The organism is Amycolatopsis rifamycinica (genome assembly GCF_000695625.1).
In the GTDB taxonomy this organism is placed as follows: domain Bacteria; phylum Actinomycetota; class Actinomycetes; order Mycobacteriales; family Pseudonocardiaceae; genus Amycolatopsis; species Amycolatopsis rifamycinica.
In genome coordinates, this window is record NZ_JMQI01000053.1 from 1 (window position 1) to 17,148 (window position 17,148).

Here is a 17,148-nt window from a genome sequence, read left to right on the forward strand (position 1 = left end):
GGCGCTGCGCGCGCACGCCCGCCGCGAACCGGTCCCGGAGGAGCCGATGCCGCTGGCGATCCCGGAGAGCGGCAGCCTCGACGACGACGCCCGCGAACTGGCCACGTTGTCGGAGTCCCTCGCCGGGCGGCTCGCGGCGTCCAGGTAAAGCGTCAGCCGTAGGGCGCTGCCCCAGGCGGCGATGTCCCGGCGCGCCGGGACACCTTCACCTGGCCGCGCCGCTACCCCCGGCGACTGCCCCGGAGAGCTGGGCGCGCACGTCTTCCGGCACGTCCACGCCGTGCGCCCGCACGTCCTCGACGAACCGGTCGGTGAGCGGGTCCGGCTCGCCGGGCCGCAGCGCCACCAGCTGCCGGCTCCACCGCGGCGAGAACGATCTGACCGCACCGGGGAACCCGGGACTGACCGCGCTGACCGGCGTCACGGCGACACCGAGGCCGGCCGCCGCGAGCTGCGGCGCCGCGGTCGTCACCGACGTCCGCATCACCGGCTCCGGGCGCACTCCGGCGTCGGCCAGCGATCGGTCGAGCCAGGCCCTGAGAGCGTTGTCCGGGGCGAAGTGGACGAGTGGCACGCCGTCGAGATCCGCCACGCGCACGGCCGGCCGGCCGGTCAGCGGGTGCCCGGCCGGCGCGGTCAGCACGACCTCTTCCTCGGCCACGACGACGGCATCGGCCGCCATCCCGTCGGGCAGCGGGGCCGGGACGAAGATCAGGTCGACGTCTCCGAAGTCGAGCCATCCGGCCAGCTCGGCCGGCTTCGCCGATTCCCGCAGGGTGATCGTCACCTCCGGGCGCGTTCGGTGCCACCCGCGGATGACCGGAGCCACCAGCGGCACGCTCAGGCTCTGCGCGCAGGCCAGCCGCAGCGTCCCGCCGGCCGCCTCGCCGGCCGCGCGGGCCGCCCGCACCGCGGCCGACGCCGCCGCGACCGCGCGCCGGGCGTCCACGAGCGCGGCCCGCCCCGCCGGCGTCAGCGTGACGCCACGGCGTTCCCGCCGCACCAGGATGGTCCGGGTCTCTCGTTCCAGCGTGGCGAGCTGATGGGAGACGGCGGGCTGTGAGGAGTGCAGCAGCCGCGCGGCCTGCGTGATCGACCCGGTGTCCGCGACCGCCACGAGACACTCCAGCGCCCTGAGTGAAGCCATCCAAGGATTTTATAGCCAACCCTCGGAACATGAATGTTTCCGAGGGAAGAATCCCTCGCCCGCCATCGCTCTACTGACGTGCACGGCCACGAGGGCCGAGGTAGCGGGTAGAAGGGAAAACTCATGGAACGGGTGTTCGTCACAGGGGGTTCGGGGTTCATCGGCCGGGCTCTGGTACGCCGGCTCGTCAAGGAGGGACACGCCGTCGGGGCGCTGGTGCGCAGCGAAGAGTCGGCGGCGGTGGTCGCCGCGCTCGGCGCCACACCGGTGCGGGGCGAGCTGACCGAACCGGCCCCGTGGCAGCGCGAGCTCGACGGCCGTGACGTGGTCTTCCACCTCGCCGCCGAAACCGACCTCGGCGCCGATCGCGCCCGGCACGAACTCGTGACGGTGCAGGGGACCCGGGCGGTCGTCGACGCGGCTCGCGAGGCGGGTGTCCCCCGGTTCGTCCACGCGGGAACCGAGGCCGCGCTGCTCGCCGGCGATCCCCTCGTCGACGTCGACGAGACCGCACCGCTGCGGCCGGACTCGCCGGCGACCTACTCCGCGACCAAGGCCGTCGCCGAGCAGATCGTGCTGGACGCGAACTCGCCCGGCTTCGCCACGGTGTCGATCCGGCCGAGGTTCGTCTGGGGCCCGGAGAGCTCTCTCCTCGAGGGCTTGGCCGAATCGGCGCGGGCGGGGCAGTTCGCCTGGATCGACGGCGGACGGCACACGACGGACGTCACCTACGTCGACAACGTCGCCGAAGCCCTGCTCCTCGGCTGGCGGCGCGGCCGCCCGGGTCAGGCCTACTTCGTCACCGACCAGCACCGCGTCGTCTTCCGCGAGTTCATGGAGACGATGTTCGAGATCTACGGCGTCCACACCTCGCCGGCCGAAATCGACCTCGAGACCGCCGAACGCGCAGTACCGGTGCCGGCCCTGTGGTTCCTCGCGCAGGAGTGCACCCTGCGGACCGACAAGGCCGTCGCCGACCTCGGGTACCAGCCGATCGTGTCGCACGCGGACGGCCTGGCCGCCACCAAGAACTGGGCGGCGGCCAGGCGGTGAAGATCGGGCCCGCCGTTCTCACCCGCCGGTCAGGATGGCCGGGTCGCCGTCGAACCAGGCGTTGTCGATGACCAGCTTGCTGATCCGCCAGGTGTCCCCGTCGCGGACCACTTCGGCGTCGTAGCGGTTCATCATCAGCGCGTGGCGCGTCCGGTCGGGTTTCGGTCCGTTGCCGGGCTCGAAGTGCTGGGCCATGGCGTAGCACTTGAGGGTGGCGGTGTCCCCGGTGACCGTGATGCGGACGTTGGACACCGCGTGGCTGGTGTCCAACGGGCCGACGGCCGGGATGAGGCTGTCCACGACCACCTGCCGCGGTCGCAGCGGCGGGAACGCGAAGCCGATCTTCGCCGTGGCCGGGGACAGGTCGACGACGGCGTCCTCGGTCAACGAAGAGGCGAGCAGGTCGGCGTCGCCGAAATCGAGCCCGGCGGTGTAGCGGTGGACCGCGTCGGTGATCGCGGCGTGGTCGGTCAGCGTGCGCAGAAGCTGGTCAGTCATGGCGGGGTCCGTTTCCGGTCGGGGCGATGTTGTGGTTGAGCCGCAGCAGGTTCGCCGGGTCGTAGCGGTGTTTGGCGGCGCGCAGGCGTTCCCAGACCGGGGTGTCGTAAGCGGTCTCGACCGCGTCGAGGTCCTCTGTGGACATGAAGTTCAGGTACCGCCGTCCCGTGCTCCACGGGGTGAGCCGGGCGAACAGCTCGTCGGCGAAGGCCTTCTGCGCGGTGAGTTCGGCGGGCATTCCGACGGCTACCACCCAGACGGCGAACTGCCCGTCGCGGTGCCCCGCCGCGTGCGCGGCCGGCCGGCTCAGCGCCCCGCCGAGGTGGCGCAGTTCGACGAAGTGCACCGGGCAGTCCGCCTCGGGACCGGCCAGCTCCAGCAGCTCCTGCACCGCCTCTTCGGGCAGTGACGCGACGACCTCGGTGCGCTCCAGGAACGGGGCGGGGTCCACGGGGTCGGAGTGGATTTCGGCGAACGAGCCGAACGGCATCTCCCGCAGCGTGTCCAGCAGCACCGGCGCGGCCGCCCGCAGCGGCTCCGCGAGCGCGGCGCCGTCCCCGGACGAGCCGGCGTACGAAAACCGCACGTGGACGACGAACTTCCCGGCGAGCAGGTCCGGCACGCCGGGCAGCGGCGGCAGCCGCAAGAAGGCGATCGACGTCGTCAGCTCGTCCGGCGCGTTGTCCGCGACCTTCGCGTACGTCCGGAGCACGGCGGGGGCGTCGGTACCGGCGAAGAAGAGTCCTCCGGCGTACAGGCGCTCGACCGGGAAGAGCCCGAACTCGATGGCCGTGACGACACCCAGGTTGCTCTTGCCGCCGAGCAGGGCGTTGAACAGCTCCGCTTCGGCCTGCGGGCCGGTGCGGTGGTGCTCGCCGTCCGCGGTGACCACGTCGATCGCGGTCACGTGGTCCGCGGCCCACCCGTACGCGCGGCCCAGCATCGGGCTCAGGCCGCCGCCGAGGGTGTAGCCGACCACCCCGACCAGCGGGGACGAGCCGGCGAGCGGGGCGAGGCCGTGCTCGGCCGCGGCGTCGGCCACGGCCTGCCAGCGCTCCCCCGCGCCGACGCGCACGCTGCGGCGCTCCGGGTCGACCTGGACGCCGGTCACGCGGCGGGTGGTGATCAGCACGGCGCCGTCCGCCGGGACGATGGCCTGGTGGCCGGTGGCCAGGACAGCCACCGGCAGCTCGTGGCCGGCGGCGTAGCGCAGGGCCGCGCTCACGTCGGCCGCGCAGGTGGCACCGACCACCACGGCCGGGCGGTGGGTCACGGCCAGGTTGTAGGTCGCGCATTCTTCGGCGTATCCGGCCGATCCGGGGTGCAGGACCGGGCCGGCGACCACGTCGGCCAGCTCATCCGGTGTCTTCGGTGAATCCATGCCCCGAGTCCACCGGTGCCGTGTCGACACCAGGTCGACACCGCGTCGACGACCTGTCGATCAGGAAGGCAGCAGGGACTGTCGCGCTTCCGCGTGGTCGCCGATCTGCGCGGTGATCGCCAGGGTCTCGGCGCGCCACCGCTCGTCCCAGTCGCTGTCGTCGGCCAGGCGGTGGCGCAGCAGCCGGCGCAGCGCCGCTTGGCACGCCACCTCCCCCAGCCGGTCGCGGGCGCGGCGGCGCGCGAAGGCCTTGACCAGGGGCAGGAAGTGGTAGGTGCCCTCCGGTCCGCTTTCGAGGACGTGGGCGTCCACCAGGGACTCCAGGTTCGCGGTCGCCCGCACCGGGGGCAGGTCGAGCAGAGCGGCGACCGCGGCCGGGGTCAGCGAGGAGCAATCGGGCACCGCGCACAAGTGGAAGGCGTCCAGCAGCGGTCGCGCCAGCAGGGTTTCGGCGCGGCGGAACGGGGCGTCGACGATCTTGCAGTCTTCGTGCATGACCACCGGCTGCCGGAGATCGTCGTCGAGCTGCTCGGCGATCCGCGTGAGCGTCCAGTGCGGACGAGCGAGCAGGCGCGCGGCCGCGACGTGGACCGACAGCGGCTGGTGGGAGCACGCGTCGAGGAGCCGGCGAGCGGTTTCCGGTTCGGCCCGCAGGCGGTCCTCGCCCGCCACCGCGCCGAGCAACCGCACCGAGTCGCCGGGCAACAGCGGGCCCAGCCGGATCCAGGGCACTCCCGGCAGGTCGATCATCCTGGTCACGCTCGTCACGATGGCGGCGGAACCGGGCGTACCGGGCAACAGGTGCCGGATCTGCTCGTGGTCGCGAGCGTCGTCGAGGACGACGAGGACCCGCCGGCGAGCCAGCGAAGTACGCCACAATGCGGAGCGCTCGTCCAGGGACTCGGGCACCGGCCCCACCCCGATCGCGCGGAGGAAACGCCCGAGCACCTCGTGGGGGTCGGCCGGCGCGTCCGCCGCCCGCAGGTCGGCGAACAGGCTGCCGTCGGGGAACTTCGCGGCGAGGGCGTGGGCGACGTGGATCGCCAGCGCCGTCTTCCCCATTCCGCCGAGACCGGTGATGCCCGCGACGGCGGCCCGGCCGGCGCCGGTGAGCAGGCCGGTCAGTTCCGCGGACTCCCGTGCTCGCCCGGTGAACAGCGGCTGCCCGGCCGGGATCTGCGCCGGCACCGCCGCGGCCGCGGTTGCGGCGGGGGCGCCGAGCGCCGGGTCGGCGCGGAGCAACCGCTGGTGCAGGTGCCGCAGCCGCTCGCCGGGATCCGCGCCCAGTTCCTCCCGCAACAGGCGCCGGACTTCGGCGAACACGGCCAGCGCCTCACCCGGCCGGCCTCGGCGGGCCAGGATCAGCATCTGGAGTTCACGCAGGCGCTCCCGCAACGGGTGCTCGGCGACCAGCGAGCCGAGCACTTCCTCCGCCGCGTCGAGCTCGTCCAGCCCGACCTCGTGGGTCAGCCGTTCTTCCCACGCGGTGAGGCGAAGCCGCTCGAGCTCCTCCCGTTCCCGCTCCAGGTACGGACCGCGGGCGCCCATGAGGGCAGGCCCCGTCCAGCACTCCAGCGCCTCGCGCAGTTTCTGCGCGGCCGTTCCGGGGTCGCCTCGTTTCCCGGCGGCGCGGGCCCCGGCGATCGCGAGCTTGAACCGGCCGAAGTCCACCGATTCCGGTGCCGCCCGCAACCGGTACCCGCCGGCGACCGACTCGATCGGCGAGTCGGTTCCCAGCACCCGGCGCAGCCGGTAGACGTAGGTCCGGACCGTTCCGCGCGCCCCCGGCGGGGCCTCCGCTTCCCAGAGGGCATCCACGATCTGGTCCAGCGAGGTGGCGCGGTCGGCGCGCAGGAGCAGCAGCGCCAGGACCGAGCGCTGCTGCGGCGACCCCAGATCGACGTCTTCCCCCGCGCGCGAGGCGGTGATCGCGCCCAGCACGGTGAAGTGGATCACGGCCCCGCCTGTCAATTCGTGTGTCGCGTCGGCGACGGCTCGCCGGCGGTCCAGGCGCCGTCAGCGAGCGAGCCAGGGGGCGAGCAGCTTCTCGAGGTCGGCGTCCGACAGGGCCCGCGGGCCACCGTGGAACTCGTGCCAGCGCGAAGCGTCGCGCGCCGCGTTGTACTCCACCTCGAACGCGCGCATCAGCACGTACATGAACGTCACCGAGCTGAAGCGCTCACCCAGCAGCGTCCGCGCCTCACGCGCCACCTCGGTCGCACCACGACCGACCACATCCGCGAGCCGAAGCTCCTCCGCAGCCGGGTCCAACAGGCTGGGGGCATACATCACGGCAAACACTCCATCATCGAAACGAACGAACTCAGCCTTCAGCGGCCAGCTGGCCACAGGCCGCGGCGATCTCCTGGCCACGAGTGTCACGCACCGTGCACGCTACTCCGCCCGCGTTGACCAGCCGCACGAACTCCCGCTCCACCGGCTTCGGCGAAGCGTCCCACTTCGAACCCGGCGTTGGGTTCAGCGGAATGACGTTGACGTGCACCAGCTGACCCAGGTGCTTCCGCAGCCGCTTGGCCAGCAGCTCCGCCCGCCACGGCTGGTCGTTGATGTCCCGGATCAGCGCGTACTCGATCGACACCCGCCGCCCGGAAGTGTCGGCGTAGTACCGCGCCGCCGAGAGCACCTCGTCCACCGACCACCGGTTGTTCACCGGCACCAGCGTGTCCCGCAGCTCGTCGTCCGGGGTGTGCAGCGAGACCGCCAGCCGCACCTGCATCTTCTCGTCCGCCAGCTTCCGGATCGCCGGCGCCAGCCCCACCGTCGACACCGTCACCGACCGCTGACCGATCCCCAGGCCACCGGGAGCGGGATCGGTGATCCGCCGCACCGCGGCCACCACGCGCTTGTAGTTGGCCAGCGGCTCGCCCATCCCCATGAAGACGATGTTCGACAGCCGGCCGGGACCACCCGGCATCGTGCCGTCGCGCATGACCGCCGCCGCCGAACGGACCTGGTCGACGATCTCCGCCGTCGACAGGTTGCGGTCGAGGCCGCCCTGGCCGGTCGCACAGAACGGGCACGCCATGCCGCAGCCCGCCTGGCTCGAGATGCACAGCGTCGCGCGGTCCGGGTAGCGCATCAGGACGCTCTCCAGGAGCGTGCCGTCGTGGGCGCGCCACAGCGTCTTGCGCGTCGCGCCGTCGTCGGCCGCCAGGGCGCGGACCTCGGTCAGCAACGTCGGCATCAACGACTCGACCAGGCGATCGCGGGACGCCGCCGGGATGTCCGTCATCTCCGCCGGGTCCACCGTGAGGCGGGAGAAGTAGTGGTTCGACAGCTGCTTCGCGCGGAACGGCTTCTCCCTCAGCTCCGCGACGGCGGCCGCGCGCTCGGACACCGAGAGGTCGGCGAGGTGGCGCGGCGGGAGGCCGCGCTTGGGCGCGTCGAAGACGAGGGGAAGGGCAGTCATAACCGATCCAGTGTCCCACGCGCCCACCGGAGCCGCCCGTGGCGCCCCCACGAGGTGTACCCCAGGTCACGGGCCGCCCCCGGTCCGGGGTGCCGCGTGCCCCAGGAGATGATCCATCGTGAAAACCCCGGCGTCCGACGAAAGAGGTGAGCTCGTGTCCTTCCGGCACCTCGTCCTGGTGGTGGCGGTCACCTTGGCCGCCGCCGCCTGCAGCAGCACTCCGGCCGGCGACCCGGCCGCGAACCCGCCCGCGCCGAGCGGGCCGCAGGCCACCGTCGGGTCGTTGCGCCTGCCGCTGCCGCCGGGCGCCACCTACACCGAGCACAGCCCGGACGGCCTGCTGGACGGCTGCATCGCCGAAGGCACCGCGGTCTGCGAGGCGCGGGTCCTGGACCTGCGCAAGGCGGATCCCGACGCGCCGATCAACCTCCCCAGCACGAAGCGGCCCTTCGGCTGGTACCCCGGCACGGACATGCCGACCTGCATCACCCCCGCGTCGCCGCCCGGGAAGGCCGCGCAGGCCACCGGCAGCGAGCTCCTCGACGCCGGGTTCGCGCCGATCGGGCCCAAGAAGGCCGAGTACGGCCGCTGGCAGGTCACCTGCGAGAACTCGGCGCAGAACAACCAGGTCCGGATGTGGTGGCTGCCGACGAGCCGGATCCTGATCGTCCAGTACGGCTCCTTCCCCGGCTGGGACGCCAAGATGGACACCCTGCTCGCCGGCGCGACCTTCAGCTGACGGCGTCGAGCGCGGCCCGGATGATCGCGTCCGTGTCGATGCCGTGGTAGGCGTACACGTCTTCCAGCGAGCCCGACTGGCCGAAGCCCGTGACGCCGAGCGCGACCGACGGGACCCGGTTGATCCCGGCCAGGAACGCCAGCGTGTGCGGGTGCCCGTCGAGCACCGTGACCAGCGGCTTCGCCCGCGAAGCCGGGAAGACCTGGTCGAGGATCCACGTCTCGCCGTGGCCCCGGCCCGAGCGGGCCTGGACCGCCTCGAACAGCAGGCCCGGGCTGGTCACGCACACGACGTCGGCCTCGACGCCGACCTGCGCGAGGCGCTCGGCCGCCGCCAGGGTGTCCGGCACCAGCGCGCCCATCGCCGCGAGCGTGACAGCCGGCTCCGCGGCGCGCCGCAGCAGGTACGCGCCCGCCACGACCTGGCGGCGACGGCGTTCGCGCGCCGCCGGGTCGGTGGGCACCGCGGCGAGGGTCTGGTCGACCGGCCGCGTCGAGAGCCGGAAGTACGACGACGTCCCGCCCGGCTTGCCGAGCCGGCCGAGCGCGGCCAGCAGCGTCCACTCGGTGTCGATCGCGAACGCCGGTTCGTAGCTGACGCAGCCGGGCTGCTCGATCCCGATCGACGGCGTGGTGATCGACTGGTGCGCGCCGCCTTCGGGCGCGAGCGTGACACCCGACGGCGTCCCGATCAGGATCGACTGCCCGCCCGCGTAGATGCCGAACGACCACGGCTCCAGCGCGCGCTCGACGAACGGGTCGTACATGACGCCGATGGGCAGCAGCGGCTCGCCCCAGCGACTCCAGGTCGCCCCCAGCTCGCCCAGCAGGCCGACCAGGTTCGTCTCGGCGATGCCCAGCTCGACGTGCTGGCCGGTCGGCTTCTCCCGCCAGTGCATGATCGTCTCGGGGTCGTCCTCGAACCAGTCGCGGCGCTCGGTGGCCGACCAGACGCCGACCTTGTTGACCCAGCCGCCGAGGTTGGTCGTCGAGCTGACATCCGGGCTGACCGTCACCACGCGCTTCGCCGCCTCGGGCGCTTCGCGCGTCAGGTCCAGCAACACGCGGCCCAGCGCCGCCTGCGTCGTCGCGGTCCCGGACGGCGTACGCCCGATGTCGACCGGCAGTTCCAGCGAGGGCGCCGAAGGAACGTCCGGGCGATGAAGGCGCGAAGCGACTTCAGTGCACAACGCGGCTTCGGGCGACCCGTCGGCGAAGCGCTCCCACGGCGAAGCGAGGTCCGTGCCCAGAGCCGAAGCCAACTCTTCCATCTGGGCCACGGTCAGCAGCGAGGAGTGGTTCTGCGGGTGCCCCTGCGTCGGCAGGCCGCGTCCCTTGATCGTGTAGCAGAAAATGACCGTCGGCCGGTCGTCCGCGATGGACGCGAAGACCTCGTCGAGCGAGCCCAGGTCGTGGCCGCCGAGGTTCCGGATCGCGGCCAGCAACGTCTCGTCGTCGAGCGAAGCGACCAGCTCGCCCAGGGCGGCGTTCCCGGCGGGCAGCCGGTCACGCACCTGGGCGGCGTCGCAGCGCAGCAGCCGCTGGTATTCGGGGTTCGGCATACCGTCGATGCGGGCGCGCAGCTCGGCGCCGCCGGGCCGGGTGAACAGCTCTTCCAGCAGCCGCCCGTACTTCAGCGTCAGCACCTGCCAGCCGGCGGCGTCGAACATGCCCTGCAGCCGGCCGGCCGCGATGTTGGGGACGACCCGGTCGAGGGACTGGCGGTTGAGGTCGACGATCCAGACGATCTCGCCGAGCTCGGCGACGGCCGGGTCGAGGATGGCCTCCCAGATCGCGCCTTCGTCCAGCTCGGCGTCGCCGACCAGCGAGTACTGGCGGCCGGTGCCCGCGGCCGAGCCCCGGGTGGTCAGGTAGCGGCGGGCCAGCGCGCCCCAGATCGGGGCGGTCGCGCCGATGCCGACCGAGCCGGTCGAGTAGTCGACCGGGTCGGGGTCCTTCGCGCGGCTCGGGTAGCTCTGCAGGCCGCCGAACTCCCGCAGCGTCGGCAGGTAGGCCTCGTCCAGCTCGCCGAGCAGGTAGTTGATCGCGTGGAGCACCGGGGACGCGTGCGGCTTCACCGAAACGCGGTCCTCCGGGCGCAGGTGCCGGAACCACAGCGACGTCATGATGGAGACCAGTGACGCGCACGACGCCTGGTGGCCGCCGACCTTCAGCCCCGACGGGTTGGGCCGGACCCGGTTGGCCTGGTGCACCATCGCGGTCGCGAGCCACAGGACCCGCTGCTCGATCGCGGTGAGCGCCGGGGCGGTCACGGGGGCATGGGTCATCGTCGACACCTTTCGTGCAGGAAGCGCCCACCAGGACAGCATCGGTGGGCGCTTCGCACAACCGATTCCGCCGCAAGTGCGCAGAATGCGCAGCGGATCCGCAGGGTCTAGGCCTCCGGCTGCGCAGAATGCACGCGTTCCAGCAGGGGCGTCAGCCGGTACGGGACGAGCTCGCGCATGACGAGGGAGATGTTCGTCCGCTCCACCCCGGGCGAGGCCAGGATGTGGCCGGCGATCCGGTAGAGGTCGTCGGCGTCGACGGCGACCACCGGCACCATCAGGTCGCTGGCCCCGGTCAGCCCGCACACTTCGGTCACTTCGGGGATCGCGGCGAGGGATTCGCCGATCTCGGCGAGGCGCCGCTGGTCGACCTGCGCGTTGACGAACGCCCGCAGCGGATGCCCCAGCCGCGCCGGGTCGATGCGGCGCTCGAACGACCGGAGGACGCCGCGCTGCTCGAGCCGCGCGAGCCGGGCCTGCACCGTGTTGCGGGACAGGCCCAGCCGCTCGGCCAGCGCGACCGCCGTGGCCCGGGGGTCCTCCCCCAGCGCCTGGAGCAGACGCGCGTCGATCTCGTCGATGGTTTCCGGCACGCCGGCGATCTTTCCACCCGAGGGGCGACGTGAGCGGGCTCACCAGAAGCCGGTTGCCAGACGACCGTTTCCGATATATCGTGAACGTGTCGCAACAGTTCGAGAAAGGAACACGACATGCGTAGGCAACGACACCCCTTCGCCCACGAACGTGGGCGCGCACCCTTCGGGCCCTTCGGTGGTTTCGGCGAGTTCCCCCCGGGCTTCGGCCCCGGTGGACGCGGCCGCGGCCACGGCCCGCACCGGCGGGGTCACGGCGGACGGCGCAGCCGCCGCGGTGACGTCCGCGCCGCGATCCTGGCGCTGCTCGCCGAGCAGCCCCGGCACGGCTACGAGATCATCCGCGAGATCGGCGAGCGCTCCGGCGGCTTCTGGCGCCCGAGCCCCGGCTCGGTCTACCCGACCCTGCAGCTGCTGGCCGACGAAGGCCTGGTCATCAGCAAGGACGAGCACGGCAAGAAGCTGTTCGAGCTGACCGACGCCGGCCGCGCCGCCGCGGAGCAGCAGGACAGCACCCCGCCGTGGGAGCACATCGCGCAGGACGTCGACCCGACCGAGGTCGGACTGGCGAAGGCGGGCAAGAACCTGGCCGCCGCCGTCGTGCAGATCATGCGCGCGGGCACCGAGAGCCAGCAGGCCCGCGCGGCCGAGGTGCTCAACGACGCCCGGCGCTCGCTCTACGGCATCCTCGGCGAAGACGAGGACGAGTCCTCTTCGCCGGAGGCGGCGGAGTGACCAGGCAGGACGAGGCCGGTGGGCTTGACCCGCGCGTGGACGCGGTAGCCCACCGGCAGCGTCAGGTCCCGCGGGCGATTCCCGTTACGCTGCAAGGACTCCGCGATCGCCTGTTCGGCGACGGGTTTGCTGAACTCGATCTTCAGCACGGCTTCGAGGTCCGCGGCGGTCGCGAAACGCCATTCGGTCGCGACGCGGCGGCAGCCGAACCCGGCCCGGGCGAAGAACCGTTCCACCGCGGCCGGGTCGTAGTGCGGTAGGTCGGCGCGCATCCAGCGGCCGTAGGGCTCGCTGGTCACGTCCAGGTCGACGATCAGGATCGCGCCGCCCGGCCGCAGCACCCGCTCGGCCTCCGCCAGCCCCGGCTCGCAGCCGGGCCCGAAGAAGTACGCCGTGCGCGCGTGCACGACGTCGACGCTCGCGCTGCGGACCGGCAGCCGCTGGGCCCGGCCCATCCGGACGTCCACGTTCGACAGTCCCTCGACGCGCTTCAGCGCGCTTCGCACCAACGGCTCGTGCGGCTCCACCCCGAGCACCGAGCGCGCGTCACGGGCGAAGCGCGGCAAGTGAAACCCGTCACCGCAGCCGACGTCCAGCACGTCCCGGCCGGTCCAGTCGTACTCCTCGCGCAGCACGCGCCAGATCTCGCCGCCGCTGTCCTGCGAACGGTTCTCCAGTTCGTAATCGGCCTGGTAGTACCAGATGTTGGGGCTCGGCACGACCTCCACGCGCCGCGACGACCACCGCACCCCCGCTGCTCCTTCCGGGTCCTCGTCGCCGGGCCGTGCTCGCACGGAGGCGAATTCTTGGCGGAAAACTCACGGATCACGCCTAGAATCCGGTGGGTATCCGGGAGGAGCACCCATGACTATCGGCCCGTCCAGTACCCCGTCCCCGGTCCCGGCCGGAATTCCGTGCTGGATCGAGCTGGCCTGCCGTGAGCAGGCCGTGGCGGAAAGATTCTACGGTGCCCTCTTCGGCTGGGAGTACACCACTCAACGGGACCCGGCGACGTCCGACGGCCGCTACGCCATCGCGGCGCTCGGCAGCGTCCCCGTCGGCGGGCTCTACCGCGCGGCCCAGGGCGCGCCGCTGGGCTGGATGCCGCACATCTCCGTGCCGCACACCGCCAGCGCGGCCGAGTGGGTGGAGCACCTCGGCGGGCGGATCACCCTCGGGCCGGTGGCGATCCCGGACCGCGGCACGATCATGCACGCCATCGACGCGTGCGGCGCGCCGGTGGTGTTCTGGGAGGTGCCGCCGAACTGGGAGTTCGTCACCGGCATCCCGAACACGTTCAGCGGCGCGGACCTCAACACCCACGACGGCGTCGCGGCGGATCACTTCTACACCAAGCTGTTCACCTACGGCAGCCACCAGATCGGCGACGGCGAGACGCTCGACTACGTCGAATGGCTCATCGAGCACGAGCCGGTGCTGTACCGGTACGTGATGGGGTCGGAGTACAGCCTGGACACCCCGCCGCACTGGCTCGTGTACTTCGACATCGACCCGGCCCGCGGCGTCGACGCGGTCGCGGGCGAGGCGCTCATGCACGGCGGCACGGTGGTGATCCAGCCCTACGACACCCCGTTCGGCCGCATGTCGATCCTCGCCGACCCCGAAGGCGCGGTGTTCGCGGTGATCGACCACTCGCGCGTCGCCGAAGGCTGGGGCCGCGCGGAGGTCGACGACCCCTACGACGACTAGACCGGCACGAACGCCGAAAGCAGCAGCCAGGACACGACGGCCGAGGGCAGCAGCGAGTCGAGGCGGTCCATGATCCCGCCGTGCCCGGGCAGCAGCGTCCCCATGTCCTTGACGCCGAGGTCGCGCTTGATCAGCGACTCGACGAGGTCGCCCAGTGTCGCGGTGAGCACGATGGCGACACCGAAGACGACGCCCTGCCAGACGTGGCCGTCGAGCAGCAGGCTGACGGTCAGCGCCCCGGCCACGATCCCGCCGATCACCGAACCCGCGAAGCCTTCCCAGGTCTTCTTCGGGCTGATGGTGGGCGCCATCGGGTGCTTCCCGCCGAGCACGCCGGCGATGTAGCCACCGGTGTCCGACGCGACGACGCCGATCAGGAAGGTCAGGACCCGCCCGACGCCGTCCGCCGGCGGCACGAGCATCGCCGCGAAGGCGGCGAACAGCGGCAGGTAGGCGGCGGCGAACGTCGACGCGCTGATGTCGCGCAGGTAGCCCTTCGCCCCGCCGGGCAGCCGCCACAGCAGGCAGGCGAGCACGGTGAGGACGAACGCGGTGAGCGCGCCTTCCCGGCCGAACGGCCAGGCGAGCCAGATCATCGCCTGCCCGCCGACGAGCACCGGGATCATCGCGACCCGGATGTCGGCGACCCGGCGCAGCACCCCGGCGAATTCGAAGGTGCCGACCGCGATCGCGATCGCGATGATCCCGATGAACAGGTACCGGACGGTGAACAGCGAGACGATGATCGCGGCGCCGAGCAGCAGCGCGACACCGATGGCCGCGGGCAGGTTGCGGCCGGCCTTGGAGGTCTTCTTGACCTCAGGCGCCGGTTCCGCAGCCGCGCCATCGGCTGAAGCCGCGGCCTTGGCCGAGGTTTCCGCCGCACCGGCCGCCGAGCTTGCCGAAGCGCTGCCCGACCCGTCGGTCCCCGAGGCTGCCGGCGTCTCCGCCGCGGCGGTCCCGGCGGCCGACAACCGCGTCGCTTCGCCGACACCCGAGGCCTCCGGCGCGACCGGCGTCCGGCCGGTTTCCGAGGTCGCCGAAGCCCCGCCCGTGCCCGCCCCGGCGGTTCCCGGGAACTCCGGCGTGGCCGGGGTGCCGGCGTCCGCCGGTTCCGGCGTCCCGGGCGCGGCCGCCGGGTGTTCTCCGGTCGCGTCCACCCGGTCCTCGCGTTCCTCGCTCACCTGTGCCATCAGACCTCGAGCAGCTCGGCTTCCTTGTGCTTGACCAGCTCGTCGACCTTGTGCACGTAGGTGTCGGTCAGGTTCTGCAGTTCCTTCTCCGCGCGCGCGACGTCGTCCTCGCCGGCTTCGCCGTCCTTGGCGATGCGGTCGAGCTCGTCCTTCGCCTTGCGGCGGACACTGCGGATCGAGACGCGGGCGTCCTCGCCCTTGCCCTTCGCGACCTTCACCATCTCCTTGCGCCGCTCCTCGGTGAGCTGCGGGATGACGATGCGGATGACCTGGCCGTCGTTGCTCGGGTTGACCCCGAGGTCGGACTCCCGGATCGCCTTCTCGATCGCGCCCAGCTGCGACTGGTCGTAGGGCTTGATGAGCGCCATCCGGGCTTCCGGCACGTTCACGCTGGCCAGCTGGTTCAGCGGGGTCGGCGAGCCGTAGTACTCGACGACGATCCGCGAGAACATCGCCGACGAAGCCCGGCCGGTGCGAACCGACTGCAGCTCGTCCTTGGCGACGGACACCGCTTTTTCCATCTTCTCCTCGGCATCGAGGAGGGTCTCGTCGATCACGGTCACTCCCGTAGTTGTGATGGGTGGCGCTTGCTGATCCCAGCAGGTCTAGGCCGGCACCCCGGCAGGGGGGGTGCTGACCAACGTGCCGATTCTTTCACCACTCACCGCGCGGGCGATGTTCCCCTCGGTGAGCAGGTTGAACACGATGATCGGCATGTTGTTGTCCATGCAGAGGCTGAACGCCGTCGCGTCGGCGACCTTGAGGTCCCGCTCCAGCACCTCGCGGTGGGTGATCTCGCGGAACATCTCGGCGGTGGGGTCGGCCTTCGGGTCCGCGGTGTAGACGCCGTCGACGGCCTTCGCCATCAGCACGGCTTCGCAGCCCAGCTCGAGCGCCCGCTGCGCGGCCGCGGTGTCGGTGGAGAAGTACGGCATGCCGACCCCGGCGCCGAAGATCACGACGCGCCCCTTCTCCAGGTGCCGCTCGGCGCGGCGGGGGATGTAGGGCTCGGCGACCTGGCCCATCGTGATGGCGGTCTGCACGCGGGTGGGCAGGCCTTCCTTCTCCAGGAAGTCCTGCAGCGCCAGGCAGTTCATCACGGTGCCCAGCATCGCCATGTAGTCGGCGCGGTCGCGGTCCATGCCGCGCTGCGACAGCTCCGCGCCCCGGAAGTAGTTGCCGCCGCCGATCACGACCGCGACCTGGACACCGGTGCGGGCGACGTCGGCGATCTGCTGCGCGACCGAGTGGACGACGTCCGGATCGACGCCGATCGAACCACCGCCGAACATCTCGCCGCCCAGTTTCAGCAGCACCCGCCGGTAGCCACCTTCGACCCGGTCACCCATCTATGTCGCCTCCTGTGTTGTTGGCCGCCTCCGCGGGAGGGAGTACGTCGGCGGGTGCCCCACGACCTTCATTTTCCCTCTGGACCCGACAGTGCCCCGTCCCCGATGGACGGAGACGGGGCACTGTGGGGGTAGAACCTACGCCCTGGCCTGAAGTCAGGCCTGGCCGACCTCGAAGCGCGCGAACTTGGTCAGCGTCACGCCGGCCTCGTCGAGCAGAGCCTTCACGGTCTTCTTGTTGTCCTTGACCGACGGCTGCTCGAGCAGGACGTTGTCCTTGTAGTAGGCGTTGACCTTGCCCTCGATGATCTTCGGCATGGCCTGCTCCGGCTTGCCTTCTTCGCGGGCGGTCTGCTCGGCGATGCGGCGCTCGTTCTCGACGATCTCGGCCGGCACCTCGTCGCGGGTCAGGTACTTGGCGCGCAGCGCGGCGACCTGCATGGCGGCACCACGGGCGGCCTCGGCGTCGTCACCGGTGAACTCGACGAGCACGCCGACGGCCGGCGGCAGGTCGGAACCGCGGCGGTGCAGGTAAGTCGCGGTCTGGCCCTCGAAGGCCACGACGCGGCGCAGCTCGAGCTTCTCGCCGATACGGGCCGACAGCTCCTGGACGACCTCGTTGACGGTCTTGCCGTCGAGCTCGGCACCCTTGAGCGCCTCGACGTCGGAGGTCTTGACGGTCTTCGCGACCTCGACGATCTTCGCGGCGAGCGCCTGGAAGTCGGCGTTCTTCGCGACGAAGTCGGTCTCGGAGTCGAGTTCGATGAGGACGCCGCCGTCGCCGGTGACCAGGCCCTCGGCGGTGGCGCGCTCGGCGCGCTTGCCGACGTCCTTGGCGCCCTTGATGCGGAGGAACTCGACGGCCTTGTCGAAGTCGCCGCCGTTCTCCTCGAGGGCCTTCTTGCAGTCCATCATGCCGGCGCCGGTCATTTCGCGCAGGCGCTTCACGTCAGCGGCGGTGTAGTTCGCCATTCTGGTAAATCCGTCCTTTGCAGGAAATCTGTGGGTTGCTACACCCGTGCGGCCGCGCCCC

Annotated in this window: 17 protein-coding genes; 4 read left to right on the forward strand and 13 right to left on the reverse strand. The window is 71.9% G+C overall.

The annotated features are described in order from the left end of the window. Positions 1–205 precede the first annotated feature (205 nt). A complete protein-coding gene (locus DV20_RS24950) occupies positions 206–1,147 on the reverse strand; it encodes a LysR family transcriptional regulator (RefSeq protein WP_043784268.1) in 942 nt (313 codons plus the stop codon). A 123-nt stretch (positions 1,148–1,270) separates the two neighbouring features. On the opposite strand from DV20_RS24950, the gene DV20_RS24955 reads away from it, so the two are divergent. Continuing rightward, positions 1,271–2,200, forward strand: coding sequence for an NAD-dependent epimerase/dehydratase family protein (locus DV20_RS24955; protein WP_043784270.1), 930 nt, complete (start codon positions 1,271–1,273; stop codon positions 2,198–2,200). An 18-nt stretch (positions 2,201–2,218) separates the two neighbouring features. Here the strand turns inward: DV20_RS24955 and DV20_RS24960 are convergent, their stop codons facing one another. Genes DV20_RS24960 through rlmN form a run of 5 tightly spaced genes read right to left on the reverse strand, consistent with a single transcriptional unit; the run spans position 2,219 to position 7,509 of the window. Continuing rightward, positions 2,219–2,698 (reverse strand): nuclear transport factor 2 family protein, encoded by a 480-nt coding sequence (locus tag DV20_RS24960; protein ID WP_043784272.1) that lies wholly within the window; start codon positions 2,696–2,698, stop codon positions 2,219–2,221. Continuing rightward, positions 2,691–4,079: an FAD-binding oxidoreductase gene (locus DV20_RS24965; protein WP_043784273.1), complete on the reverse strand. Its 1,389-nt coding sequence runs from the start codon at positions 4,077–4,079 to the stop codon at positions 2,691–2,693. The genes DV20_RS24960 and DV20_RS24965 overlap by 8 nt, the downstream gene beginning before the upstream one ends. A 60-nt stretch (positions 4,080–4,139) precedes the next feature. After that, positions 4,140–6,035, reverse strand: coding sequence for an AfsR/SARP family transcriptional regulator (locus DV20_RS45040; RefSeq protein ID WP_051736111.1), 1,896 nt, complete (start codon positions 6,033–6,035; stop codon positions 4,140–4,142). Positions 6,036–6,095: 60 nt separating this feature from the next. Then, positions 6,096–6,368 carry a hypothetical protein gene (locus tag DV20_RS24975; protein WP_086840558.1) on the reverse strand — a complete coding sequence of 91 codons (273 nt, stop codon included), beginning with the start codon at positions 6,366–6,368 and terminating at the stop codon, positions 6,096–6,098. 34 nt (positions 6,369–6,402) lie between these two features. Beyond that, positions 6,403–7,509, reverse strand: a complete 1,107-nt coding sequence (gene rlmN / locus DV20_RS24980) for a 23S rRNA (adenine(2503)-C(2))-methyltransferase RlmN (RefSeq protein ID WP_043784277.1) — start codon at positions 7,507–7,509, stop codon at positions 6,403–6,405. A 154-nt stretch (positions 7,510–7,663) separates the two neighbouring features. Between rlmN and DV20_RS24985 the strand changes: the two genes are divergently transcribed. After that, positions 7,664–8,248 (forward strand): hypothetical protein, encoded by a 585-nt coding sequence (locus DV20_RS24985; protein WP_043784292.1) that lies wholly within the window; start codon positions 7,664–7,666, stop codon positions 8,246–8,248. Here the strand turns inward: DV20_RS24985 and DV20_RS24990 are convergent. Together DV20_RS24990 and DV20_RS24995 are read right to left on the reverse strand one after the other, a co-directional pair. After that, on the reverse strand, positions 8,241–10,535 hold the full coding sequence (locus DV20_RS24990) for a transketolase-like TK C-terminal-containing protein (protein WP_235190946.1): 2,295 nt from the start codon (positions 10,533–10,535) through the stop codon (positions 8,241–8,243). The two genes, DV20_RS24985 and DV20_RS24990, sit on opposite strands and share 8 nt — an antisense overlap. A gap of 107 nt (positions 10,536–10,642) precedes the next feature. Beyond that, complete coding sequence (locus tag DV20_RS24995; protein ID WP_043784280.1) at positions 10,643–11,128, reverse strand: Lrp/AsnC family transcriptional regulator; 486 nt, start codon at positions 11,126–11,128, stop codon at positions 10,643–10,645. 117 nt (positions 11,129–11,245) lie between these two features. On the opposite strand from DV20_RS24995, the gene DV20_RS25000 reads away from it, so the two are divergent. Then, positions 11,246–11,863: a PadR family transcriptional regulator gene (locus DV20_RS25000; protein WP_043784281.1), complete on the forward strand. Its 618-nt coding sequence runs from the start codon at positions 11,246–11,248 to the stop codon at positions 11,861–11,863. Here the strand turns inward: DV20_RS25000 and DV20_RS25005 are convergent. Beyond that, positions 11,806–12,612, reverse strand: coding sequence for a class I SAM-dependent methyltransferase (locus DV20_RS25005; protein ID WP_043784282.1), 807 nt, complete (start codon positions 12,610–12,612; stop codon positions 11,806–11,808). The two genes, DV20_RS25000 and DV20_RS25005, sit on opposite strands and share 58 nt — an antisense overlap. 115 nt (positions 12,613–12,727) lie before the next feature. On the opposite strand from DV20_RS25005, the gene DV20_RS25010 reads away from it, so the two are divergent. After that, the gene (locus DV20_RS25010; protein WP_043784283.1) at positions 12,728–13,573 is read left to right on the forward strand and encodes a VOC family protein; all 846 of its coding nucleotides are present in this window, start codon (positions 12,728–12,730) and stop codon (positions 13,571–13,573) included. Here DV20_RS25010 and DV20_RS25015 read toward each other — a convergent pair. The 4 genes from DV20_RS25015 to tsf all read right to left on the reverse strand — a co-directional run bounded on the left by DV20_RS25015 (position 13,570) and on the right by tsf (position 17,087). Continuing rightward, complete coding sequence (locus DV20_RS25015) at positions 13,570–14,547, reverse strand: phosphatidate cytidylyltransferase (protein WP_456356074.1); 978 nt, start codon at positions 14,545–14,547, stop codon at positions 13,570–13,572. The genes DV20_RS25010 and DV20_RS25015 overlap by 4 nt on opposite strands. Positions 14,548–14,765: 218 nt before the next feature. Then, positions 14,766–15,323: a ribosome recycling factor gene (gene frr / locus DV20_RS25020; RefSeq protein ID WP_003065592.1), complete on the reverse strand. Its 558-nt coding sequence runs from the start codon at positions 15,321–15,323 to the stop codon at positions 14,766–14,768. Positions 15,324–15,371: 48 nt separating this feature from the next. Further along, complete coding sequence (pyrH, locus tag DV20_RS25025; protein WP_043784287.1) at positions 15,372–16,115, reverse strand: UMP kinase; 744 nt, start codon at positions 16,113–16,115, stop codon at positions 15,372–15,374. Positions 16,116–16,271: 156 nt separating this feature from the next. Then, positions 16,272–17,087 carry a translation elongation factor Ts gene (gene tsf / locus DV20_RS25030; protein ID WP_043784289.1) on the reverse strand — a complete coding sequence of 272 codons (816 nt, stop codon included), beginning with the start codon at positions 17,085–17,087 and terminating at the stop codon, positions 16,272–16,274. Positions 17,088–17,148 lie beyond the last annotated feature (61 nt).

What these genes read in the sequence shown, in the direction of transcription:
- DV20_RS24960 (WP_043784272.1), bottom strand. Translation starts at nt 2,698, where the DNA reads ATGACTGACCAGCTTCTGCGCACGCTGACCGACCACGCCGCGATCACC.
- rlmN (WP_043784277.1), bottom strand. Translation starts at nt 7,509, where the DNA reads ATGACTGCCCTTCCCCTCGTCTTCGACGCGCCCAAGCGCGGCCTCCCG.
- tsf (WP_043784289.1), bottom strand. Translation starts at nt 17,087, where the DNA reads ATGGCGAACTACACCGCCGCTGACGTGAAGCGCCTGCGCGAAATGACC.
- DV20_RS24950 (WP_043784268.1), bottom strand. Translation starts at nt 1,147, where the DNA reads ATGGCTTCACTCAGGGCGCTGGAGTGTCTCGTGGCGGTCGCGGACACC.
- DV20_RS25000 (WP_043784281.1), top strand. Translation starts at nt 11,246, where the DNA reads ATGCGTAGGCAACGACACCCCTTCGCCCACGAACGTGGGCGCGCACCC.
- DV20_RS25010 (WP_043784283.1), top strand. Translation starts at nt 12,728, where the DNA reads ATGACTATCGGCCCGTCCAGTACCCCGTCCCCGGTCCCGGCCGGAATT.
- DV20_RS24965 (WP_043784273.1), bottom strand. Translation starts at nt 4,079, where the DNA reads ATGGATTCACCGAAGACACCGGATGAGCTGGCCGACGTGGTCGCCGGC.
- pyrH (WP_043784287.1), bottom strand. Translation starts at nt 16,115, where the DNA reads ATGGGTGACCGGGTCGAAGGTGGCTACCGGCGGGTGCTGCTGAAACTG.
- DV20_RS24975 (WP_086840558.1), bottom strand. Translation starts at nt 6,368, where the DNA reads ATGTATGCCCCCAGCCTGTTGGACCCGGCTGCGGAGGAGCTTCGGCTC.
- DV20_RS24990 (WP_235190946.1), bottom strand. Translation starts at nt 10,535, where the DNA reads ATGACCCATGCCCCCGTGACCGCCCCGGCGCTCACCGCGATCGAGCAG.
- DV20_RS24955 (WP_043784270.1), top strand. Translation starts at nt 1,271, where the DNA reads ATGGAACGGGTGTTCGTCACAGGGGGTTCGGGGTTCATCGGCCGGGCT.